Genomic DNA, 20,854 nt, shown 5'->3' with positions numbered 1-20,854 from the left:
TATAAGTACGCTTTTATTGACCTTTTTTATTGTCCTAAATTTCTCCAGTTAGTAATCGATAAAATGAAGCATTATTTATCATTCATCGCTTTGTGGTTCATCATCACAATAAGCACATTTGTTGTGGCAAAAGATTACCCACAAGTCATCGTTGAAAAGGTCAACTCTATTTATGACGGCGATACTTTTCGCGTTAGTATCATCGGGTACCCTGCGGTAATAGGCGACAATATCCCGATTAGGATCAAAGGTATAGATACCCCGGAAATACGAGGCAAATGTGCCGAAGAAAAAAAACTGGCTAAAAAGGCAAAGCAGTTTACTGTCAGTGCGTTAAGATCGGGCAAGAATATCGAGCTCAAAAATATTCAACGAGGTAAATATTTTAGGCTAATTGCCGATGTTTATATCGACGGTGAAAGCTTGGGCGACAAACTTATTTCCGAGCAGCTTGCTTATGAATACCGTGCTGGCACTAAGCAAAGTTGGTGTAAATTTAGTAAAAATTAGTATTTTTTTGACGAGGCTCAGTGACAACAGCCCATTTAACGTTTCTTCTTCATGTCCCACAAACTGTTACATTGCAATACTCTCCACGCGTTGTTGATGTATCTAGACTTTGCTAGTATCGACAGTATTACCTTATCGTATGTGTCGGAAACCTCAATTGGCCACTAATTTACGTAAAGTTGACCTAAATTTAATCAATATACTTGTTGAATTAATTAAAGAACCTAACCTAACCAACACGGCCAAGAAGCTAAACATGACACAGCCTGCTGTGTCTATGGCACTACAGCGCTTACGCACCTTATACTGTGACGCCTTGTTTGTTCGACAAGGTAGAACCATGATACCTACAGAAAAAGCACTGGCCATACGGGCGGAACTTGAACAAGCCTTATCATTAATTTCTAACACTTTCCCGGCCACAAAAACATTTGATCCATTACTATCATCGGTAACTTACAAATTAAATGTGTATAGCCACGCAGAGCAGACCATGGTAGCTGATTTTATTGCTCAACTAGATATAGAGTCGCCAAACTCTTTACTTGAAGTACATTCTAACTATAAAGATGGGCCTGATAAGCTCCTTAGAGAAAGACAAATAGATGTTCATATCGACTATAAACCTATCGAACACCCTGACTTTTATTTTGATGAATTAATTCGAGAAAAATTCATTGTGGTAGCAAGAAAAGATCACACTCGCCTGCAGCATAAAACATCCATTACTTTAAGCGAGTTTTTAAATGAGAAAATGGCGGTATACTTATCACATGGCGATAAGCAAACCTTTTCAGATCTGTTTCTTAAGACATCACCTGAAGAATTAAAGAACATTAAAATTGGCTATCAAGGTTCATCTTTACTGGGCATATTAGCAACAGTAAGCCAATCCGACATGATCACCATAGTACCTGAGCATGTTATTCATGTTTTATCAGATTATGGTGAAGTATTAATTTTTGAACCTCCTTTTGAATGCAATGAATTTGTCACCTATATGAATTGGTTTGCTAATAATCATAATGAACCAAGCCATCGTTGGCTTAGAGAGTTTATTACACGACAATCTTCAGTGATAGCTCAGACTTCTGTTAAGTAGTATTAAGTTATAATGCTGCTTACCTTAACAGCTTAAATTTTCAAGAAAAAACCAACATAGTAATGTTGGTCTTATCAATTTACTTGCGACTTACGAAATTTTAAAATGTGTACCTTAGGTTAGCCGCAAGAATATCTGTATTTTCGCCTAACTTATAATCAACGCCGATTGCAAGGTTGTTAATAAGCTCATAGTAAGCACCAACTTGCGCAGAAATTTCATTTTCATCGCCATTATGGAAGTATTTAACCCTCGCTGCCAACTCTACGTTGGCAAAAGGCATAGAACGAACCCCAGCTGCCGCGCTGTAGCCAAATAAATTATCATCACCGTCACCGTCTTCACAGTAGAATTCACCGTCATTTCGCTCTTGAGCAAGCTCAGCAAACCAATCCGAATTATCAGATAGCTTATAATGAATGCCAAAGCCAATTAAATAATCTTGCATATCTACATTTTGATTCACACCTTGAATATTAATGTTGTCATCCGCATCTGTATATTTCATGCGAAAGTAAGCATTTTCACCAAGAGCAACAGAGCTAGTAACACTATAGCCCGACAATTCTTCTCCTTCTAATTTGTCAATTTTTGCCTGCACACCTGAAACTTCTATATACGAATAGGAAAACTCATTAGACTGGGCAGCATTCGATGCGAAACCTAAGCCAGCTGTTAATAAAGCAACGCACACTGGTAAGTAATTTATTTTTTTCATAATAATGCCTTAATAAATAAAAAGGAGTAGCGAAATTGGAGTTAAGTTATCACTACCCATAAATTGAAAGTAGGCAGCGGCAATGGGGTAAAGTAGCCGCCACCTATAAAACCTTATTGAAATTATTTAGAAAAGTTTCGGTACAACTGGAATAGCAAAAATACGGATACCATAATCAGGACCAAATTGATCGTTTTGTTCAATGTAGTGGTAAGCTTCAATTCCTAAGCGTACTGGCAGTTTTCCAATCTTGGTGATGGTATCAATACCAATACCAACTGGAATCGAGAATCGATCACTGCCTTCTTTATTCCAATCCACTTGAATATTCGGTGCAAAACCTATTTGTGTGGCAGGACCAATTTTGTGGCGATATACATATTGAATATCCGTTAAGTTGATATCTTCTTCTTTGCCATGTTCATCAACATTGTTGGAACTACCGATCCCCGAAAAATGCTGAATTACTGCGCCATATGTATTCACTTCACCGATATTAAGAGCAATTAGCGCAGGTCCTACTGCAGTTTGATCAGCGCCCATCAAAGTCATTGATTCTTCTTTCGCTGTTGGGAACATTGATGTAACACCCCCTCCAATGATCCAGCCATTGATATCCGTTTTAGGCCCAAGTGCCGCTAACACTCCGGAGTCCCCCAGCCCACTTTCTCTATCCATTCCCGGCGCTTCAATACTGCTGTGCTGTAACGTAGGTCGTAGAATTAGGTTATAGTTTTCTGTCATATCAAACGACATTACCGGCTGAAACTTAAAACTATTCATTGTGTAGTCATTTCCATCAGCCGCTTTGAAGCTGGTGTAATCGTTTTGAGTAAACAGTAACCACAAATCTGCAAGCGGGTTATTCAATTTCTTTTGCATTTCGGCTAACTCTGCCTCAGTTAACTGCTGGTTGTTACCTGTTTGTTCAGACTGTACTGTAGCGCCTAAATGATCTGATGATGACGCTACTTCAGTGTTGTCATTTGCAAACGCATTAGTTGCTAACAAGGAGCTGATTAATACGGATAAAGCTAGTTTTTTCATGTTGTCACCTAAGTTGTAAATTTATAATTCGTTTTGCTTGAGTAATAATTTAGAGGACGAGTGCACAAATAAAAAATCAATAAAAAACAGCCTATATATCAATGAAATTGATAAGTAACAGAAATTACACCGAGTAACAGGAAGTCGATCTGATAAAAGTTGTCTGTTGAAAAAGGTAGTTGAGTATTAGGCGAGAAGAATAGTGTGTTGCAGAGGTACAACAACAGATTTTATGCGTGTTTACAATATTCAGCTCTAGTCACGAAAACTGTAAACACTTAAAAGTAAAAGACTTAATTATAAATATCATTTTTCACCACCATTTCTTACTATCTTTAAGATATTCAAATATAAAGCGGGCACATTTAAGCCAACAAGAACAATAAATCATGCTGATTTGGACAAAATACGTAGCACGAGCTGGGCATAAATTAATGAAAGATAGTGAATATGCAAAATATAAGAACCAGTATTAAACCAATAGCCTAAAAGGTTATTAACGACTGTTTTTTGTAGATACGAATAAGGCAAAAATAGCTCCAACGATAGCCACAGATGCCGAAGTAACATAAGCATTAGTAGCACCGGCTCCATCGAGCCACAAAATGCCCGCCATGTAAGCTCCTATCGCGCCACCAATACCGTAAACACCACCGATATATATGGCCTGTCCCCTATTTTGCTGATTCGAAGCAAAATGTTGCTGTATAAATTGCATGCTGGCACTGTGGTATAGGCCAAAGCTTGCTGCATGAATGATTTGAGCAATCACTAACATTATCGCAACATCGCCAAAATTACCGGTTAAATACCACCTCAGAGCGGTAATCAAAATACTAAAAATCAGCAATGTTTTAATACTAAAGAGCTGAAATAACCTACCAGCAATAATGAAGATACCGATTTCGGCTAATACGCCGATAGAGATAAAAAGACCTATCGCATAGCCAGGGTAATCAAGTTGACGAATCAGTAGACCAAAAAAAGCATAATAGGGACCAAAACTGATTTGCAGCATTAAGCCCGCCAAAAAGAAAAAGATGAATGTAGGTGTCACCAACCGTTTATAAATAGAACCTGTTGGTTTAATGGCGGCTTTGATATGCTTAGGCTGTTTATGCCAAAGTGTTGACAACCATAATGTAAAAAGAATTAATGCGCCAATAGTAATAAAGGTATCCGATGAAAAGCGTTCAATCAATTCACTCGCCATAACGGCAAGTGCAATAAAGCCAACGCTGCCCCAAAGCCTTATTCGCGCATAAATTTTGGGACTACGCCGTATACTTGCTAAAGTCATGACTTCAAGTTGAGGTAAAATCGCCGTCCAAAATAGGCTAAATAATGCTAACGCGATGGTGATCCCCCAATAGCTGTCCACCAAAAACATCAACATAAAGGAGGTAAAAGCAAGTAACGCCCCTAGCCGAATAACAGGTAACTGCTTGCCTGTCTTATCCGCAAACATTGCCCACAGCGTAGGACCGAATATTCTGGTTGCGGTAATAATGGCGAGCATTTCGCCAATTTCCACAGAGTTAAACCCTTTCCCGTCTAAAAAAACCGCTAAGAAAGGCACTAATAAACCAAGTACAGAAAAGTACCAGAAATAAGTGTTGGATAGTTTAAAGAAAGAATTAAACATTCAGGAAAAAATGTTAGGAGTGAGTCCTAATGTGACGAAAAGTTTAAATTTAGCGCGGGCTTTGTTATTTAAAATTATCATGAACAAAGCCCCCAAATTAGGTTGTGATTATACTTTAGGTGTATCACACACAACGTCAGCGTTTTGTGCACGATTTCGTAAAAAATGATCCATCAACGTCAGCGCTAACATCGCTTCAGCAATTGGCACTGCGCGGATACCCACACAAGGATCATGACGACCTTTAGTGATGATGTCAGCCGCATTGCCCTCTTTATCAATAGTTTTTCCAGAAACACCAATGCTAGAGGTCGGTTTTAAGGCGATATTGGCTACAATAGGCTGTCCTGACGAAATCCCTCCTAATACACCGCCCGCATGATTGGTGCTAAAACCTTCCGGTGTTATTTCATCGCGATGCTCTGAGCCTTTTTGATTTACTACCTCAAAGCCATCGCCAATTTCAACTGCTTTGACCGCATTGATACTCATCATCGCATGAGCAATATCGGCATCTAAGCGATCGAAAATGGGCTCACCTAAGCCAACAGGTACATTTTCAGCAACAACCGTTAGTTTGGCACCAATAGAATCCTTTTGGCGAATAATATCGCGTAACACTTCATCTAGTTTGTCGAGTTTAGAGGCGTCAGGAAAAAAGAATGGGTTTGTATCAACAATGTCCCAATCATATGTTTCGGCTTTAACATCAGCAATTTGTGTCACACAGCCCTTAATTTCTATATTGAGTTTGTCTTTTAAGTACTTTTTAGCGACAGCACCAGCTGCTACGCGCATCGCGGTTTCACGAGCAGAAGAACGACCGCCGCCTCGGTAGTCACGAATACCGTATTTTTGCCAATAGGTATAATCAGCATGCCCTGGTCTAAATGATTCTGCGATATTACCGTAATCTTTAGAGCGTTGATCGGTATTGGCAATCACCAAACCAATTGGCGTACCAGTGGTTTTCCCTTCAAATATGCCAGACATGATTTTGACTTCATCTGCTTCGCGACGCGCTGTAGTATACCTTGATGTACCTGGCTTTCTGCGATCCAAATCAAGCTGTAGATCAAGCTCAGATAATTCAAGCCCAGGAGGGCAACCATCAATAATTGCACCTAACCCTAAGCCATGACTTTCGCCAAAAGTGGTTACCGTAAATAATTTTCCAAAGGTATTACCAGACATCTCTCTAAACCTATCTCTTTACTGTTCGTTGATTAAAAATATCAGCGTATTGTTCTAATTGTGCTTTTGTCAGTAAAAACACGCCATGACCACCATATTCAAACGTTAACCATTTAAAAGGCACTTCAGGGTACTGTGCTTCTAAATGCACTTGAGAATTACCCACTTCACAGATCAGGAGACCTTCATCATTCAAATGGCTTGCCGCTTGCGACAATATTTCCCTGACGATATCCAAACCATCATGACCGCAACCTAACCCAATTTCGGGTTCGTGCATAAACTCAACAGGTAAACTGTCAACGTCTTCTTGGTCAACGTACGGCGGGTTAGAAACGATTAAATCATACTTTTGCTGTTCAATTGAAGAAAATACGTCAGATTGAATTGGAATAACTTGTTCGAGTAAGCCATGTCCTTCGATATTAATTTGCGCCACATTTAAAGCATCTAATGATAAATCCAAAGCATCAATTTCAGCATCTGGAAATGCATAAGCACAAGCTATCGCGATACAGCCACTGCCAGTACATAAATCAAGAATGCGACTTGGACTTTTGTTAGCACTGACATAAGGCGCGAATTTATTATTTATAAGCTCCCCAATAGGCGAACGCGGAACAAGCACACTTTCATCAACATAAAAGCTTAAACCGGCAAAAGAGGCCTGATTTGTTATGTAAGCTGCTGGGAGTTGTTTTTCAATACGTTGCTCAAACAATCCCATCAAATACTGCTTTTCGTCATCACTAATTTTACAAGTTTTAGTTTGTTCAAAAAGAGAAACCGGCAGTGACAGTCCAAACATGACAAGCACAATGGCTTCATCCCACGCGTTATCTGTGCCGTGGCCAAAATACAAATCCGCTCGATTAAACTCACTGGCTGCCCAACGAGTAAAGTCTTCAACGGTATGTAATTGAGTAAATATTGCTTGTGTTGTCATTATTCAAACCTGAAAAACTGCTTGCCAATATTATCTTTTATTGCGCCGATTAACACAAAGTAATTCCATTGAGATCAACAAATAAAGCCTAAAATTTATTATTTCACAGGCAAGGCTGGCTGATTTTAGCGCCTGCATGCTTGTTTTTGACACTTGATGACTCTAGACTGCCGCATATGAAATTCAAAGATCTACTTTCAAACGAAGACAAAAAAGTGTTTAAAGAGGCAATAGGTAAAATAAAGCCTATCGCCCAAGATAAAGTCATGCCTGTTCGTCGACCACTAAAAAAGTCAATCATCGACAAAAAATCAGTGATTCAACAAGTGGCTGAGTTTCATTTTTCAGATGAATTTGAACCTAACCTACCACAAAATGGTCCAATGAAATACGTTGCTGAAGGTGTTGACAGCTTTGAAGCTAAAAGCCTTCGCCGTGGGAGCTATAATCCTGAACTTACTTTAGATTTGCACGGGTTAGACCAGCATAACGCAAAAAGAGAAATCGCAGCACTAATTAAGGCCTGTCACAAAGAACATGTAAGGTGCGTGTGTATAGTTCATGGTATTGGCGGACGAGTGTTGAAAAACAAAACCCCTCATTGGTTGGTGCAACATCCCGACGTCATGGCTTTTCATCAAGCTCCACTTGAGTACGGTGGCGACGGAGCTTTGTTAGTATTAATCGATATTAAAGATAAGTATTAGCGACATAACCCAAAGCAACTTTTTTAACATAAGTCGATTGGTGCAACCATGCGAACAATATTACCTGTCATTGTTGCCAGGTCATATTCCACTTCACACACTCCAGCCGTTTGAAAGATAGGTGATTGTTGCTGCCTTGATAATTCGCCAACAAGAAAACTCACTAACGGCATATGAGATATTATCAGCAACTTTTGGCACGGATTTACTGCAAGGTCACCATCAATATAATCATGAACATCATTTGCAACACCTGAGGGAGTGATAATATTGACTGTTTCTGGTGCATCATTAAAAGTAAGCTTTTGAATGACTTGCTGACAGGTTTGTTGAGCACGTTTATAGGGGCTGACCCAAATTCTATCTGGGATAAAATTCATTTTCATCATCCAGCCCGCCATTAGTGTTGCTTCTAGCTTTCCTTGCTCTGTTAGAGGGCGTATGGCATCTAACTCACCGTTATAGCTTGCTTGGCCATGTCGCATAATAAAAATCTGCATTTATCTTCTCCGCACAACTCTATTTGCGGACCCTAATAACATTTTGCGGCTATAGTAATAGAATAATGTTAAATACCAAAGTCATAATATTGATAATCTATAATATTATAATAGACTACGCATTTAGCTTAATGTAATTTATAATAAAAACAATGAACTATCTAAACGATCATTTTGTCGTCTATTTGATCTATTTTTAAAAACACACAATCTTATTTTTTGTTGTAATTGGTGTTTATAGGAGCTGGGTGTTGAAGCAAAGTCCTAACGATCACAAATGCTACAAAGCGATAACTCTACCCAATGGGCTTAGGGTTTTATTAGTCGAAAACAATGAAAGCGACCAAGCTGCGGCTGCACTTGCCGTAAATGCGGGGCATTTTAATGACCCTAAAGACAGACAAGGGTTGGCCCACTTTGTTGAACATATGCTTTTTCTTGGCACGCACAAATACCCTGATGGTAGCGAATATCAGAAATTTATTAGCCAATACGGTGGCCACAACAATGCATGGACAGGCACAGAGCACACCTGTTACTTCTTTGATATACAGCATAAATATTTTGACAAAGCACTAGACCGGTTTAGCCGCTTTTTTATTGAACCATTGTTGAGTAAAGAGTTTGTAAAATCTGAGCGCCAGAACATTGATGCCGAGTTTAAACTAAAATTAAAAGATGATATTAGGCGCCTTTATGACGTTCATAAAGAAACCATTAATCAAGCACACCCATTTGCGCAATTTTCTGTAGGCAATATCGATACCTTAGCAGACAACGAAAGAAGTTGCGTACAGGAAGACGTGGTCGCTTTTTTCAAAAAATATTATTGTTCTACCTTGATGACTTTAGCGGTAGAAGGACCATTTTCATTAAAACACTTACAAGAATTAGTTGAACATTACTTTTCAGATATTAGTGATAAAAAGCAACCACAGCCGACAATTACCGAGTCACTTTATTTACCCGAGCATTTAGCAAAAGAGATATTCGTGACACCGGTGAAAAATGATCGTCAATTGATTATCAGTTTCGCAATGCCCAGTATAGATGAATACTATCGCCACAAGCCTGAGTCAGTACTCGCGTACCTATTAGGTCATGAAGGGCCAGGGAGTCTACTATCATTATTCAAAAAAAATCACTGGGCGATGGGACTAACAGCGGGATCTGGTATTAATGGTTCTAATTTTAAAGACTTTAATATTAGTATCAGGTTAACTGAAGCGGGTGAGCAACATACCAAGCAAATCATTGAAGCCGTATTCAGCTACATCAAACTTCTAAACGACAAGCCAATAGCTGAATTTTATTATCAAGAAAAAAATGCGCTTTCAGAATTATCTTTTCAATATCAGGAGAAGCTAAAACCATTAGATTCGGTCAGCCAACTCGTCACCAACATGCAGCACTACCCTGTTGAAGATTATATTTACGGTGACTATGTCATGACTGGACTGTGTCAAACATCAATCAATCGACTACTTACTTTCTTGGCTCCTAAAAATTGCCGCATAATAAGAGTTGGCCAGGAATTTGAAACTGACAAAACCAGTTTTTGGTATCAAGTGCCTTATCGTCAATCCGACATTTCACCAACTCAATTATCGCATTGGGAAAATATTGATTTGCACGAAGAGTTACAGCTTCCTGCAAAAAACTCTTACATCATCAGAGCACCAAAAGTATACCCCCACAAAGAACAAACATTGCTACCGGAAGTTATCTATGATCATGACGGGCTAAAAGTATGGTTTAAGCAAGACACTACTTTTAAAGTTCCTAAAGGCTATATGTACATAGGCATTGATTCACCAATATCCGTTGCCAGTATTGAAAACATTGCCATGACTCGACTATTTGTTGAGCTTTACACTGACTCAGTTATAGAAAAACATTACGATGCAGAATTAGCTGGTATTCACTATCATTTATATTCTCATCAAGGTGGAATGACTTTACAGTTGTCAGGCATATGTGCAAACCAACCTAAATTATTAGAAAAATTACTTGCCGACATTCAACACTTTGATGTACCTGTACAGCGTTTTGAACTTATCAAAGTGCAGTTGTTAGAACACTGGCGAAATGCTGATAAGAGTAAATCTATTTCGCAATTGTTTTCAACGTTAAGCTCATTAATGCAGCCCAATAACCCGCCTTCGTCGCATTTATATGATGCATTGAACGCTGTCACCTTCGAAAAATTCTGTGATTACTCAACACAATTATTCAAGCAAATTACAATTGATGCACTCATACATGGGAATTGGCTTAAAGATCAAGCAACAAATATCGCGTATCTTCTTGATGAGACATTTAAAAATAACCACCATGCGGTGAATCAAGTGCAATGCCCCGTTATAGATATCTCTGACTTAAATGAAATATTAGTGCCTGTACATATGCCAAAACATGATCATGCGGCCGTTATTTATTACCCTAATAAAGACAAAGACCTAAAATCAACCGCGTTAATTATGTTAGTTAGTCACTTGTTAGCTCCTTTGTTTTTTGAAGAAATGAGGACAGAGAAACAATATGGTTATCTGGTTAACGTTGGTTATGTCCCAATAAATAGGTACCCTGGCCTTGCTTTCTATATTCAGTCGCCAAACATCAAACCTGAAAAGCTGGTGTCCGAAATGAATTTATTCATAGAGCACTGGCGCTCAAAAGTTGCCAATATTCCTGAGCAGCAGTGGTCAACGCTCAAAGAGGGGCTGGCAGGTCAACTAATGGAAAAAGACTCGAGTTTACGTATCAAAAGCCAACGTTTCTGGGGTTCAATTTGCAATCAAGACAATGAATTTGATCATAAAAAGAAAATGATTGAGGCTATAACCAAGGTACAACGAAGCGATTTAGAGCACTTTATTGCCGATAATCAAAAATTGACTACAGTTAGTGGTTATCAGAATAGAGTAACGTTGGTTTCATCCGAAGATAACATTGATGACTTTAGCGTGAAAAGCCAGCTAAAAGGAAAAATCATAGAAAATTGCCAAAAATTTACCGTAAAATGCAAAAGAAAATTCTAATTCTGTCGATATCAACTATATAAAGGTACGCTCTTGTTGACTTACTGGTGCCCATCACATTAAATGGATTAGTAAAATAATAATTATAATATGCCGATACATGGCTTTAGGTTGAATTAGTGCTGTTTCACATTTCCAAATTTTTGCTTAGATTCTTTGCGAGTAAAGCCTTATGGGTTCTGCTTGTACCATTATTTCTATTCAACCAATATTCACACGCAGTAGAACAAGCTAATCTATTGAAGCTAAGCCAAATTTCTGTTTCAGATGGTCTTTCAAATAGTGATATTTTCTCTATTGTTCAAGACAGCTCTGGTTTTATTTGGGTCGCGACATATGAAGGATTAAATAGATTCGATGGAGCTGAGTTTGTTGAATACCGTCATAATGACGATCTTCCAAACTCTATTGCTAATAACTTAGTTCGGGCGCTTTTAGTCGATAGTAATGATCAATTATGGGTCGGTACTCACAATGGTTTAAGCCGTTACAATGTTGAGTTGGACAATTTTGATAATTTTACTCATCAGCCCAGTCAAGAATACTCACTTTTAGATAATATTATTTTAGATATCTTTGAAGATAACAATGGAACGCTCTTTATTTCAACAGATAAAGGAGTCCAAATCTATGATCCTGATAATAATAATTTTAAGAAAGTCAAAATTAGAGGTTATGAAGGTCAAATTACAGAAATTAAGACCCTTGCCCAAGACGATAATAATAATTATTGGTTTGGCTCATTCGGTAATGGTATTTATTTAGCCAATAAAAGTTTTAGTAATGCTGAAAATATACGACATAATGATATCACGACGAGCATTTGGCCAATCAATATTAACGCTAATACCCTCTATGATTTTAAGATTATTGGAGAAAATTACTGGCTTGCCACAGACAATGGCCTATATATAGTCAATTCAGACTATGAACTTATAAGGCATTTGAATACTCGTAATACCAACCAGTTATTACTTTCAAACGAAATTAGGGCTATTCAAGAATTTGATGAAGAGATCGTATGGTTAGGAACACGTGAAGGACTAAATCAAGTAAAGATAACGGACTTCTCAGTAAAAAAAATAGCTTCAAATGACGATACTACCGCCAATTTACCTGATTATTGGATAACGTCCATTTATAAAAGTTATGCAGGACAAATATTGATATCTAGCTATGGTGGTGGGATATATATTTACACTCCTTCAAAATCAATTTTCAACAATGAATTGAAATCCACTGAACTCAAAAATAAGAGAATAGTATCCATAGCAGAGTCAACTGCAGAAAATGTAATATGGTTTGCTAATGAAGATGGAGAACTATACTCCATTAGAGAGCATGGAGTTAAAAAGACTAATTTTAACGACCCAATACGTATTTCTCAAATTCATACTCATCGCAACAAGTTGGTTCTCGATACCCTAAATGAAGAGCTTTTTGTTTATTCACTTAAATCCAGAGAATTAGAAAGACACCCTTTATGGAAAAGTGAATCACAATTTCCATACTTCAATTCGAATTATTTAATTGATCAAAATTTATGTTACATCAGCTCAATCAAAAATCTTCGATGTTATAACTATATAGAAAAATCTTTTAAGTCAAACAGTTTCGAAAATGATCCTGTTACCAGCATCAACCATGCTAGTGATAACAAAGTAATCGCTATAACTCAATCCAATCGAATATACCTGTATTCCCCCGAAAGCGACGTTACCGAGAACATTTATCAACTTGCTGAAACCAATTTCGAGACAAAATTAATTATTAATAGCGACAATTGGATTTGGTTAATCTCAGAGCAAGAAGGTATTTTGTTAATTAATTTAGACAGTAATAGTGTTCAGCATATTACCGAGTCTAATGGTTTAAAAAACGTTTCAGTAGAGTCGGTTATAATAGACAACGAAAATAATTTATGGTTTTCAACGAACAGAGGTATATCCTCTATCAACCCTAGATTGGCTACGGTCCGAAATTTTGATAGTGATTACGGTATCGACAATGAGCAATTTGTCACAAAATCAGTATTGAAAACAAGAGCAGGTGATATTTATTTTGGTAGTATTCAAGGTGCAGTAAAGTTTTTCCCTGAAATAGCATTAAATTCGTCCGTTGAAATAGCCTCTCCAAAACTAACAGGAGTGTATGCTGCCAATCAAGCCCCTACTACAGATATCACAAAGGTAAATGAGCAAAACACGTTTTTTATTACAAGTAACATATCACAACTAGAGAAACTTCAGTTTAGGCATGATTTATTCCCGTTAAGTTTTGACTTTATTGTTCCAAACGTAAACCTTCCAAGCCAAGTCAAGTATAGATACAGGCTACTTGGCTTAGACTCAAAATGGCTTGTAACTGATCATAATAACCGCAGAGCAACATATAGCGCATTGTCACCTGGTGATTACATATTTGAGCTTGAAGCCTATAATATGCATCGCCCTGACAATACTACTAGAACACAAATAGAAATAGAGGTCCTCCCTCCTTGGTGGCTGAGTCATAGCGCGTTATTAATATACGGTTTGATCATTTTTTTATGTGGCCTCTATGTCCTGCAGCAATTCCGCCATAAACGTCTTTATCATTTGCAAATTAAAGCCAGTGAAGAACGATTGAAACTGTCACTTTGGGGCAGTGGCGATGAAATGTGGGATTGGAACATTGTTACCGGAAAAATATTTCGCTCTAACATCTGGGGAACACTTGACTTTCCACAGGATGGTAAGCGCAACGTTGGTACCGAACACACTAATATTCACCCACATGATATCCCGAGAGTTAAGGAAGCCTTAAATGATCACTTTGAGCAAAAATCAGAGCATTATGAGTCCACATACCGCGTAAAAAATCAAAATGAACAATGGATGTGGGTATTAGATCGCGGAAAAATTGTTGATCGTAACGACAAAGGTACCGCAACCAGAATGACCGGTACACTAAAAGATATTAGCCACATTAAGAAAGCAGAAGAAAGATTAAAACTGTTTGCGAAATGTATTGAAAACATTTCAGATGCCGTAATTATTTATGATCGTCAGTTCATGATAGTTGATGTTAACAAAGCCTACGTAGAAATAACCGGCAAATCTAAAAGTAGGATGCAGGGTAAACCGTTACAATTTGAACGCTATGGAGACAACTTTACTCAAGGCGTTAAAAAACATCTAATTACTCATGGTTCATGGCGCGGAGAAATCGAAAGTCGTCGTGAGAACAATGAGGTTTATTATACGGATTTATCTATAGATGTTATTCGAGATGAAAGTGGTAACATATCTCATTTCGTAAGTGTGTTCTCTGATGTCACCTCTCGAAAGAAAAATGAAGCCGAATTACGAAAGTTAGCTAATTCAGATACTTTAACCGGCTTACCAAACCGATCATTCTTTCAAGCTAATCAACTTCATTTAGTAAAAAACAAAACGCCTCATGCGTTATTGGTTTTTGATTTAGATCACTTCAAAAAAATAAATGATTCCATGGGTCACCAAGTCGGCGATTTATTGTTAATAGAAGTCGCTAAAAGACTGCTTTCGCTAGGTAATAAAAAAAATATCGTCTACCGATTGGGAGGGGATGAATTTAGTATTATTATTGAAAATACCAATGATATCCATACAATAACCACGGTTGCTAAACAAATATTATCCGTTATTGCTCAACCATTAAGACTAAAAAATCAAGAAGTCGTTTTATATTCCAGTATCGGAATCGTACTTTATCCCGAAGATGGAGCGACACCACAAGAACTGCTTAAAAATGCCGATACGGCGATGTACCATGCCAAAGACAATGGCGGTAATAAATATCAGTTTTTCAGTGATTCAATGAATAAACAGGCAGTAAAACGATTACAAATTGAGAGCTTAATTAGGCACGGCTTAAAAGATGATCTGTTCTCTGTTTTCTATCAACCTAAAATTGAAATTAGCACAGGTAAAATTGCGGGTATGGAGGCACTTGTACGCTTTGAAACCCCCTCTAAAGGCATCATCAGTCCATTGGTCTTTATTCCTGTATCTGAGGAGACAGGTCAAATAATTGACATCGGCGAAATTGTCTTAAGAAAAGCCTGTCACGCCACAAAGAAATGGGTAGACGCGGGCTTATTTGAAGGTCGAGTTGCGGTGAATTTATCAGCCGTTCAATTTACTCAGCCGAATCTTGTTTCCATGATCTCTCACGTGTTACAAGAAAGTGGGTTAGCACCTAAATACTTAGAATTGGAAATTACCGAAGGGACGGTCATGGACTCTCCACAAAGAGCCATCGACACCATGCTACAAATTAGAGCCATGGGAATACACTTATCTTTGGACGATTTTGGCACAGGCTACTCTTCACTTGCTTATCTGAAGAAATTCCCATTGAATACGCTTAAAATCGATAAAGCATTTGTTGATGATATTGAAATCTCAGAACAAGGACGAAACATGGTTGCTACTATTGTAACCATTGCGCATAACCTTGGCCTTCATGTTGTCGCCGAAGGTGTCGAGAACAACAACCAACTTAACTTTCTCTCTGGATTAGCGTGTGAGCAGCTTCAGGGCTATTTATATAGTAAGCCCCTTGCTGAGCCTGAATTTCAAAAATATCTGCTGTCTTATCAAATCACAGATCAATCGACAACTTCATTCATTCGAAACTAAACGACTTAAACATAAGATGTTGTCGTTTACCTATCGATAAAACAGTTCATTCAATTTGCATTATGATTGTTGAATTAGTTAAGTTGACTTATTATTATTACCGAGAGTCGCTTTTTTACCCATAAGAGCTTTATTATAGCGTGAGTCGTTAACCTTAATATTTACTTTTCAAACAGTTATTTAATTAAACTTCTATCATTAAACTAGACAGTCAATTTTTCGACTATCAACCATTTTTGCGAAGCTATTCCAAAACTAATCCATAAATAACGGCCATATAGCCCTTTCAAAAAGGGGTCTTTGCAACTTGGCACAGTAATAGCTAATAAGCCTATAGTTTTATCATTTCACAAACAATAGGAAAGAACATGCTAACTACAATTATTATGTCACTGACTGCAACATTAAGCCCAATTGACGCTACAGCAACTTCAAGCATTGAAAATACAAATAAAGTTGAATTCGTTCAAGTAAATGAAAATAGAAATAAAAGTACTAAGAAACTATCTTTCGAAAGAGTGAATGAAAACCGTAATAAAAGTACTAAGAAACTATCATTCGAAAGAGTGAATGAAAACCGTAATAAAAGTACTAAAAAACTTTAAGGTGGAATTATGATTAAGTTTATAAAATCATTATTTACAGAGCCGAAAGAAAACTCTATTGCTGCGGCCATTGAGTTCAAAGAAGTACCAGCATCGCGCTGGTGGAAGTAACCTTCTAGACAGTAGAGCTTAATCGCAACACGGACGTTAGCGAATGTTCTTTAATCCCAATTAGTCTCTACCCGTAATTAAATAGGGCTATCCCTCGTTAATTCACGCCCTGAACAACAAACAATTAAAGCCAAAAGTTCGATTGACTTTCATTCTCTTTTTCATACAAAAAATTGGCCATAAAACAGGTCCAAAAATAAGGCCAGCTGTTGCCCACCGCTTTCGTCCTAAGCCACTGCTTAATGCCTGACAATAAAAAAACAAACAACTAACAATCGATACAATAGATAATAGCAACAACACAATACTAACCACTCATAATTTTAGGCGGCGTATGATAGCAAAAGTGTTTATTTTTCGAAAGTAAAACGGATAAAAAAGAGGCTAATATTAGCCTCCCTCATTTAACAATATTTACCTACTAGCCGGCAAGCCTTTGCCGTTAAAGTAAATTAGCTTAATAGCACGTTTTACCGCTTTCAGCCATTTTCACTAAAGCTTCACAGGGGGTAAATCGTTCACCGTATTGAGATGCCCATTGATTAAGCTGCGCAACAACATTTACCGCTCCAACTTTATCTAAGTACCTAAAGGGACCGCCTAAGAATGGTGGGAAGCCGATACCAAAAATAGCGCCAATATCACCGTCTCTAGCATTTCTTACAATCCCTTCATCTAAACATCGTACGGCTTCGTTTAACATCGTGTAAACACAGCGTTTCGCAATATCTTCTGCTGAACTCTTTCCGTTAACGGTTATGCCCAAGAGGTTGTATATTGACTCGTCAACCTGCTTTTTGCCTTTTTTGGCTGAAGTGCCGTACAGATAAAAACCTTTGTTTGATTTCTTACCTAGTCGACCGTCTTCGATGAGCTTTCCAAAAGCTGAAGGCGTGTCAAAACGCTCTCCTAATTCCGCTTTAAGAATTGGACCAATTTTACCGCCAATATCTATGCCCACTTCGTCAAGCAACTGCATTGGCCCCACAGGAAAGCCAAACTTCACTAGCGCCTTATCAAGTTTTTCTACCGGCTCACCTTCTAATAACTGCAACGCTGCTTCATTCATATAGGGGGCTAAAATACGGTTAACGTAAAACCCAGCTTTATCTTTGACAACAATAGGGGTTTTACCTTGCTTCTTAGCAAAAGCAACGGTCGTGGAAATGGTTTCATCCGACGTTTTCTCATGGGCGATAATTTCAGCCAAAGGCATTTTATCTACAGGTGAAAAGTAATGTAAGCCAATGACATTTTCAGGTCGCTCAGCATTAGCTGCTATTTGACCAATAGGTAAGCTTGATGTATTACTCGCAAAAATAGTCTTTTCACTACAGTGTTGCTCAACATCCGCAACCATCTTCTGTTTCAAACTTAAATCTTCAAATACAGCCTCGACAACAATATCTGCGTCATTAAAGCCGCTATAGTCCAGCGCACCTGTAATGGATGCCATTTGACTTTGCATTTCACTTTTTTGCATGAAACGACGTTTGACTTTTTTGTTTAAAATATCAAAGCTATATTTAAGCGCAGCACTAACACCTTTATGTGATATATCTTTGATACGTACCGGCACCTTGGCTTTAGTTGCAGTAACGAAGGCGATACCACCACCCATTAAGCCGCCACCTAGTACGCCCGCTTTGTTTACTTTGGCAGGCATAACATCAGCAACGCCCTGCTCTTTTTTCATCTCAGTAGTCGCAAAAAATAAATTACGTAACTGCTCTGATTCAGCTGTCATCACCAAATCACCAAAATGATTGGCTTCTGTTTGATACCCCATCGCTGGGGAACGCTCAACACCAACACGCACACAGTCGATGATTTTCAATGGTGAAGGATAATTACCTTTAGTTTTGGCCAAAACTGATTTACTAGCTTGGTCAAAAAGCACTTTTCGGCCCAATGAGTTGCCTTCTAGAGCTTTATCTAAAAGTGAACGCTTGATTTTTACTGGTTTAACTTTTCCGGCAAGTGCTAACTCTTCTGCCGTACGAAGCAATATGCTGTTAGGTACAACATCGTGTACTAACCCCATTTTTTTCGCTTGTTTAGCGCGTATTTGTTTACCCGTTAACATCATATCTAATGCTTTTTGGATACCGACCAATTTGGGTAATCGCTGCGTACCTCCACTACCTGGCAATAGACCTAATTGAACTTCAGGTACACCTAATGCTGTTTTCGGGTTATCACTACATACGCGCGCATGACAAGCTAACGCAAGCTCTAACCCGCCACCTAAACAGGCGCCATTTATTGCAGCAACTAAGGGTTTAGGGAAGTTCTCCATTTGATCAAAGATCATTTGTCCTTGACGAGAAATCGTTGTTGCTTCTTCAGCTGTTGTACAACTTGCCAACATGTTGATATCTGCGCCTGCGACAAAAGAGTCTTTTTTTCCTGAAGTAACAACCACCGCTTTAATTGAGTCATCCTCACGGACTTCTTTGAAGACTTCGGTAATTTGCTCGCCAAACTCTGCTTTTAGCGTATTCATGGTTTCACCAGGAACGTCCATCACCAAATGGGCAACGCCATTTTCTTTTCTAATTAAAGTAAAAGCATTATCTGTTGTTGTTTGAGTATCACTCATTAATCTGTCTCCACAATCATTGCTGCGCCTAAGCCACCAGCAGCACATGCTGTTGTTAATCCTACACCACCGCCACGGCGGTTTAATTCGTTCAAGGTTTGCGTAATTAGCCTAGCGCCAGTTGCGGCAAACGGGTGACCATAAGCAAGTGACCCGCCCATGACATTGAACTTAGCCATATCAATATCACCGATAGCTTTGTCTCGACCTAAATGTTCTTGTGCAAATTTGTCGCTTGCAAACATTTTCATATTCGCCAGCGCTTGGGCCGCAAAGGCTTCATGCATTTCCAATAAATCTAGATCTTTCAATTCCATGCCTGCACGTTGTAATGCAAGCGGCGTTGCGAAGCTTGGCCCCATTAACATGTCTTCCCACACATCAATCGCTGCAAAAGCATAACTTTTAATATAACCTAATGGCTTGTAGCCAAGCTCTTTTGCTCTACCTTCTCTCATTAATAAGATAGCGGCGCCCCCATCAGTTAACGCAGTACTGTTAGCGGCAGTTACTGAGCCATGTTTACGGTCAAAGACCGGTTTTAATTTAGCGTAACTCTCAAGGACAGAGTTTTCACGGAAACAATTATCTTTATCAACAAACTGTTTGTAAGGCTCAGGGTGGGCTGTCATCACCTCACCGTCGAGCTTCCCTTGTGCCCAACTTTCAGTTGCCAAAGTATGAGAACGATGTGCCAATGCGTCTTGATCGGCTCTTGAGATATTATGCGTTTTAGCCATTTGCTCGGCTGTTTGCCCCATAGAAATACCCGTAGAGTACTCAGCTACAGAGGGTGGAACAGGTAAAATATCTTTAAGGCCTAATTGGCGAATCAAATTGAATTTTTGTCCGAATGTTTTCGCTTTACTTAGATCAATAAGTGTACGACCGAACTTTTTTGATAAGCCAATCGGTGCTACTGACATTGAATCAGCACCACCAGCAACACCAACATCAACAATGCCCGCCATGATTGATTCCGCCACGTTAACCGTGGATTGAAAACTTGTCGCACAAGCACGCGATACACTATAGGCATCAGTATGAACATTCATACCTGTACCTAATACTATCTCACGGGCAATATTTGGTGCCTCAGGCATTTGAACAACTTGCCCATAGACAAGTTGATCTACAATTTTTGGATCTACTTCATGCTTTTTAAGTAACTCATTGACAACCATCTTACCCAAGTCCACAGCAGGTACGCCATGAAATGCGGTCGCTTGTTTGACGAATGGTGTTCTAAGACCCGCTACCACGGCAATACGCTCGCCTTTCGGGGTGGTAATTGTGTGTGTTTTTGTCATTATATTTCCCTAACCAAGAGGTCAGACCTCTAATATTTGTAATTTCATTCTAACGGCAAATGAAAATAATTCAAACTTTGATCATCTTTCGTTGATATCGCTATTTTCATTTTAGATAAAAATATTTACAACTAACTGCCCAAAGCTTGTTT

At 38.5% G+C, this 20,854-nt stretch carries 14 protein-coding genes; 6 read left to right on the top strand and 8 right to left on the bottom strand.

All coding sequences use genetic code 11. The features are described from left to right. Nucleotides 1-63: 63 nt before the first annotated feature. Together QUE03_RS04695 and QUE03_RS04690 are read left to right on the top strand one after the other, a co-directional pair. Nucleotides 64-510: a thermonuclease family protein gene (locus QUE03_RS04695; protein WP_286265622.1), complete on the top strand. Its 447-nt coding sequence runs from the start codon at nt 64-66 to the stop codon at nt 508-510. A 139-nt stretch (nt 511-649) separates the two neighbouring features. Continuing rightward, a complete protein-coding gene (locus tag QUE03_RS04690) occupies nt 650-1,612 on the top strand; it encodes a LysR substrate-binding domain-containing protein (RefSeq protein ID WP_286265620.1) in 963 nt (320 codons plus the stop codon). Between the two features lie 100 nt (nt 1,613-1,712). On the opposite strand, the gene QUE03_RS04685 is transcribed toward QUE03_RS04690, so the two are convergent. From QUE03_RS04685 to prmB, 5 genes are all read right to left on the bottom strand, one after another. After that, nucleotides 1,713-2,330 (bottom strand): hypothetical protein, encoded by a 618-nt coding sequence (locus QUE03_RS04685; protein ID WP_286265618.1) that lies wholly within the window; start codon nt 2,328-2,330, stop codon nt 1,713-1,715. Between the two features lie 126 nt (nt 2,331-2,456). After that, nucleotides 2,457-3,377, bottom strand: coding sequence for a hypothetical protein (locus QUE03_RS04680; protein WP_286265616.1), 921 nt, complete (start codon nt 3,375-3,377; stop codon nt 2,457-2,459). Nucleotides 3,378-3,873: 496 nt separating this feature from the next. Continuing rightward, on the bottom strand, nt 3,874-5,022 hold the full coding sequence (locus tag QUE03_RS04675; RefSeq protein ID WP_286265615.1) for an MFS transporter: 1,149 nt from the start codon (nt 5,020-5,022) through the stop codon (nt 3,874-3,876). Nucleotides 5,023-5,130: 108 nt separating this feature from the next. Continuing rightward, entirely contained in the window at nt 5,131-6,216 is a 1,086-nt protein-coding gene (gene aroC / locus QUE03_RS04670; protein WP_286265613.1) for a chorismate synthase, read from the bottom strand. Nucleotides 6,217-6,226: 10 nt separating this feature from the next. After that, nucleotides 6,227-7,162 (bottom strand): 50S ribosomal protein L3 N(5)-glutamine methyltransferase, encoded by a 936-nt coding sequence (prmB, locus tag QUE03_RS04665; protein WP_286265612.1) that lies wholly within the window; start codon nt 7,160-7,162, stop codon nt 6,227-6,229. Nucleotides 7,163-7,338: 176 nt separating this feature from the next. On the opposite strand from prmB, the gene smrB reads away from it, so the two are divergent. Beyond that, complete coding sequence (gene smrB, locus QUE03_RS04660; RefSeq protein WP_286265611.1) at nt 7,339-7,869, top strand: endonuclease SmrB; 531 nt, start codon at nt 7,339-7,341, stop codon at nt 7,867-7,869. 23 nt (nt 7,870-7,892) lie between these two features. Here the strand turns inward: smrB and sixA are convergent, their stop codons facing one another. Next, nucleotides 7,893-8,369 carry a phosphohistidine phosphatase SixA gene (sixA, locus tag QUE03_RS04655; RefSeq protein ID WP_286265610.1) on the bottom strand — a complete coding sequence of 159 codons (477 nt, stop codon included), beginning with the start codon at nt 8,367-8,369 and terminating at the stop codon, nt 7,893-7,895. A 248-nt stretch (nt 8,370-8,617) separates the two neighbouring features. On the opposite strand from sixA, the gene QUE03_RS04650 reads away from it, so the two are divergent. The 3 genes from QUE03_RS04650 to QUE03_RS04640 all read left to right on the top strand — a co-directional run bounded on the left by QUE03_RS04650 (nt 8,618) and on the right by QUE03_RS04640 (nt 16,679). After that, entirely contained in the window at nt 8,618-11,410 is a 2,793-nt protein-coding gene (locus QUE03_RS04650) for an insulinase family protein (protein WP_286265609.1), read from the top strand. 239 nt (nt 11,411-11,649) lie between these two features. Further along, entirely contained in the window at nt 11,650-16,074 is a 4,425-nt protein-coding gene (locus tag QUE03_RS04645) for an EAL domain-containing protein (protein WP_286265608.1), read from the top strand. A gap of 368 nt (nt 16,075-16,442) precedes the next feature. Next, complete coding sequence (locus tag QUE03_RS04640; protein ID WP_286265607.1) at nt 16,443-16,679, top strand: hypothetical protein; 237 nt, start codon at nt 16,443-16,445, stop codon at nt 16,677-16,679. A gap of 568 nt (nt 16,680-17,247) precedes the next feature. Here QUE03_RS04640 and fadJ read toward each other — a convergent pair. Continuing rightward, a complete protein-coding gene (gene fadJ, locus QUE03_RS04635) occupies nt 17,248-19,392 on the bottom strand; it encodes a fatty acid oxidation complex subunit alpha FadJ (RefSeq protein WP_286265606.1) in 2,145 nt (714 codons plus the stop codon). After that, entirely contained in the window at nt 19,392-20,702 is a 1,311-nt protein-coding gene (fadI, locus tag QUE03_RS04630; protein WP_286265605.1) for an acetyl-CoA C-acyltransferase FadI, read from the bottom strand. Before fadI ends, fadJ begins: the two co-directional genes overlap by 1 nt. Nucleotides 20,703-20,854 lie beyond the last annotated feature (152 nt).

Origin of the sequence: Thalassotalea atypica (genome assembly GCF_030295975.1) — a bacterium.
Lineage (GTDB): Bacteria > Pseudomonadota > Gammaproteobacteria > Enterobacterales > Alteromonadaceae > Thalassotalea_F > Thalassotalea_F atypica.
Note: the sequence above shows the minus strand (reverse complement) of the source record. Positions and strands in the feature narration are given on the sequence as shown.

Coding starts and splice junctions, on each gene's coding strand:
- QUE03_RS04695 (WP_286265622.1), top strand. CDS start 64: ATGAAGCATTATTTATCATTCATCGCTTTGTGGTTCATCATCACAATA.
- QUE03_RS04690 (WP_286265620.1), top strand. CDS start 650: ATGTGTCGGAAACCTCAATTGGCCACTAATTTACGTAAAGTTGACCTA.
- QUE03_RS04685 (WP_286265618.1), bottom strand. CDS start 2,330: ATGAAAAAAATAAATTACTTACCAGTGTGCGTTGCTTTATTAACAGCT.
- QUE03_RS04680 (WP_286265616.1), bottom strand. CDS start 3,377: ATGAAAAAACTAGCTTTATCCGTATTAATCAGCTCCTTGTTAGCAACT.
- QUE03_RS04675 (WP_286265615.1), bottom strand. CDS start 5,022: ATGTTTAATTCTTTCTTTAAACTATCCAACACTTATTTCTGGTACTTT.
- aroC (WP_286265613.1), bottom strand. CDS start 6,216: ATGTCTGGTAATACCTTTGGAAAATTATTTACGGTAACCACTTTTGGC.
- prmB (WP_286265612.1), bottom strand. CDS start 7,162: ATGACAACACAAGCAATATTTACTCAATTACATACCGTTGAAGACTTT.
- smrB (WP_286265611.1), top strand. CDS start 7,339: ATGAAATTCAAAGATCTACTTTCAAACGAAGACAAAAAAGTGTTTAAA.
- sixA (WP_286265610.1), bottom strand. CDS start 8,369: ATGCAGATTTTTATTATGCGACATGGCCAAGCAAGCTATAACGGTGAG.
- QUE03_RS04640 (WP_286265607.1), top strand. CDS start 16,443: ATGCTAACTACAATTATTATGTCACTGACTGCAACATTAAGCCCAATT.
- fadJ (WP_286265606.1), bottom strand. CDS start 19,392: ATGAGTGATACTCAAACAACAACAGATAATGCTTTTACTTTAATTAGA.
- fadI (WP_286265605.1), bottom strand. CDS start 20,702: ATGACAAAAACACACACAATTACCACCCCGAAAGGCGAGCGTATTGCC.